Below are 2,503 nucleotides of genomic sequence, written 5' to 3' on the forward strand. Positions count from 1 at the left end.
ATGCGTTCTCTCAACGACTAGAACAACAAAACCCCGCCCGCGAAAGCCGGCGGGGTTTTGCTTTGTCAGCTAGCCACCAAGCTGTTCCAGCCGGCACTGCTCCGCACGCTTGTCCGGACGCCACCGCAACAGCCGCGTCCCGTGACGAAACCGCTCCCCGCTCACGTGGTCGTACGAAACCTCAACTACAAGCTCGGGCCGCAACGCTTCATAGTGCTCCGTCCGCGCCGTCGACCAGCGGCTCGGGCCGCCAGGTGAACGGCGAGGCCTTGCTCGGCGGGCAGGCTTTCTTCCCGTCGTAGATTTTGGCAGTCATCAACCATCGCGTCGTAAGCGTGGGCGTAAATTCGCTCGGAGCGACGAGCTCCGTGCTGATGTTTCGGTGGCGGAGGGGGGCAGATGATGACCAATAGCGAGGACCTGGCCGCTCTCTCAGCACTTAGTGCTTCTGGCGCTCCGTTGCTCGGAGAGGGCGGCGAAGCGAGGGTCTATGCCCTCGGCGATCGCCAGGTTTTGCGCCTGACGCGGCCCGGTGCTTCGCTTGCGCAGCAGCGTGTCCGTGCCGAACTGCTCGAGGAAATCGCTGCCGGCCGCGGCGCGATCACTTTTGCGACGCCGGAGGTGGAACGATTGGTCGCGGTTGACGACCGCGTTGCGGTCATCGAGCGCCGGCTGCCGGGCATCCCGTTCTCGCAGGCATTGGTTGAGACGCATGGCTCGGAGCGGCAGCAACTGCTGTTGAGTTATCTCGACGCAGCCAGCCAGATCGGCGACATCGCGGTCAAAAGAGATTTCTTTGGCGATCTTGGTTCGGATCGCGCCATCCGACGGCCGAGCTATCGGGATTATCTGCAGGCGCGGCTGGAGATGACGCGCTCGCTGGCTGGGCCACTTAGTCGTTTGCCGATAGGGACCCTCGAGGGCATTCCGGATTGTTCGTCCGGGGCGTTCGTGCATTTCGACATCTTTCCCGGAAATGTCCTCGTTGACGCAGGGCGGGTTAGTGCCGTGATTGATTTCGGCGCGACACCAATGATTGCCGATCGACGCCTCGATTGCTGGTCCGCAGTCGCGTATCTCGATGCGGAACTGTCCCCGCAAGCCAACTTGCAGGACCGCGCCCTGGCTCTGGATTGGCTGGAGCAACGGGGACTTGCGGCAGAGTTCGCCGCCGCCAAACGTTGGATCGCCAGCTACTGGTGTTTCGCCTGGGATGATCCGAAGGTGAGCGCTTGGTGCTCGCGAGTCCTGGCGCCATAGAATCGGCAGTGGTTCGGTTCGCTCGAGATGCGCTAGGGAGACACTGCCCGACAGGGCTGTCAGCGACGAGCGCCGAGCCCCGGACTCTGCCGTTCCATAATGCACCTTATGCGCGCCGCTTGTCCGCGACTCATCTGTGACCTATATAGTCATCATGGTCATTTCTGGAGAATCGCTGTGAGCAAGCAGAACCCCGCACATGAGTGGACCGTGGCTTCGGCCAAAGCGCATCTGTCGGAGGTGATCTCACGCGCACAGCAATCGCCGCAGACCATTACGCGGAACGGCAAGGCCAGCGTGGTGATCGTCTCGATCGAGGAGTGGCAGCACAAGAGCCAGCGGCAGGGGAGTCTCGCGAGCTTCCTGGCGCAGTCGTCGCTCGCCGGCGCCGGACTCGAGCTCACGCGCGACGAGGATCGCGGCCGGGATCTGCCGCTTTGAATTACCTGCTCGACACCAATGTTCTGTCCGAGGTGCAGCGGCCGCGGCCGGATCAGCAGGTGCTGGCCTGGCTCGACCAGGTGGACGAAGACCGCACCTATCTCAGTGTGATCACGGTGGGGGAGATCGCCCGCGGCGTCGAGCAGCTCGACGACGGCAAGCGGAAGGCGGCGCTCAGGCATTGGCTCGATGCCGATCTTCCCGTCCGCTTCGGTGACCGCCTGCTGCCGATCGACCGGGAGACGGCGCTCGTCTGGGGCGGGGTGATGGCCGGCGCCAGGGCGGCGGGCCGGGGACTCGGGGTGATGGATGGCTGGATCGCCGCCTGCGCCTTGCGGCATGGGCTGACGATCGTCACTCGCAACACCAAGGATTTCACCGGTCTCGATGTCGATCTGCTGGATCCGTGGAGTGCGGCCTAGGCGAGAAAGCCCCGCAAACCGGGCGGCTCGGCCGTCTGTCCACAGGCCGCCAAAGCGCCAACGAGAGAAATGTCATCTTTCGTTCATCAGGGGTGTTGACAGGCAAAGGGGCCGCCCGTATACACCGCCCCACTGACGACGCCGAGCGACTTCGTTGCTCCCACTGTTCAGTGACTACCGAAAGGGCAGAGCTGCTGCCGGGCAACCGGGGTAAGATCTTTGTCCTCGAATTTTGGAAGCCTAGCTTCCACCGACGCCGCCGTCGAGAGACGCATCCGGGGTCAGTTCTTTGACATTGTGAAGATTGGAAGAAAGAGAAACGTGGACGGCGAGGTTCTTGCGGTCTGATCGAAAGATCGGGCAAATAGACTTCGACGGTA

3 protein-coding genes and 1 pseudogene are annotated in these 2,503 nt (G+C 62.9%); 3 read left to right on the forward strand and 1 reads right to left on the reverse strand.

What is annotated here, in order from left to right; all coding sequences use genetic code 11:
• Positions 1-69: 69 nt before the first annotated feature.
• Positions 70-261: pseudogene (locus AC1DYL_RS22725) on the reverse strand (ATP-dependent DNA ligase); the annotation flags it as partial.
• A 138-nt stretch (positions 262-399) separates the two neighbouring features.
• Here AC1DYL_RS22725 and AC1DYL_RS22730 point away from each other — a divergent pair.
• From AC1DYL_RS22730 to AC1DYL_RS22740, 3 genes are all read left to right on the forward strand, one after another.
• Positions 400-1,260 (forward strand): phosphotransferase family protein, encoded by an 861-nt coding sequence (locus AC1DYL_RS22730; RefSeq protein ID WP_477174889.1) that lies wholly within the window; start codon positions 400-402, stop codon positions 1,258-1,260.
• Between the two features lie 177 nt (positions 1,261-1,437).
• Positions 1,438-1,701, forward strand: coding sequence for a type II toxin-antitoxin system Phd/YefM family antitoxin (locus tag AC1DYL_RS22735; RefSeq protein ID WP_477174890.1), 264 nt, complete (start codon positions 1,438-1,440; stop codon positions 1,699-1,701).
• Positions 1,698-2,123, forward strand: a complete 426-nt coding sequence (locus AC1DYL_RS22740) for a PIN domain-containing protein (protein WP_477152373.1) — start codon at positions 1,698-1,700, stop codon at positions 2,121-2,123. The genes AC1DYL_RS22735 and AC1DYL_RS22740 overlap by 4 nt, the downstream gene beginning before the upstream one ends.
• The last annotated feature ends 380 nt before the right edge of the window (positions 2,124-2,503 follow it).

It is taken from the genome of Devosia sp. P1_H9, from assembly GCF_056405135.1.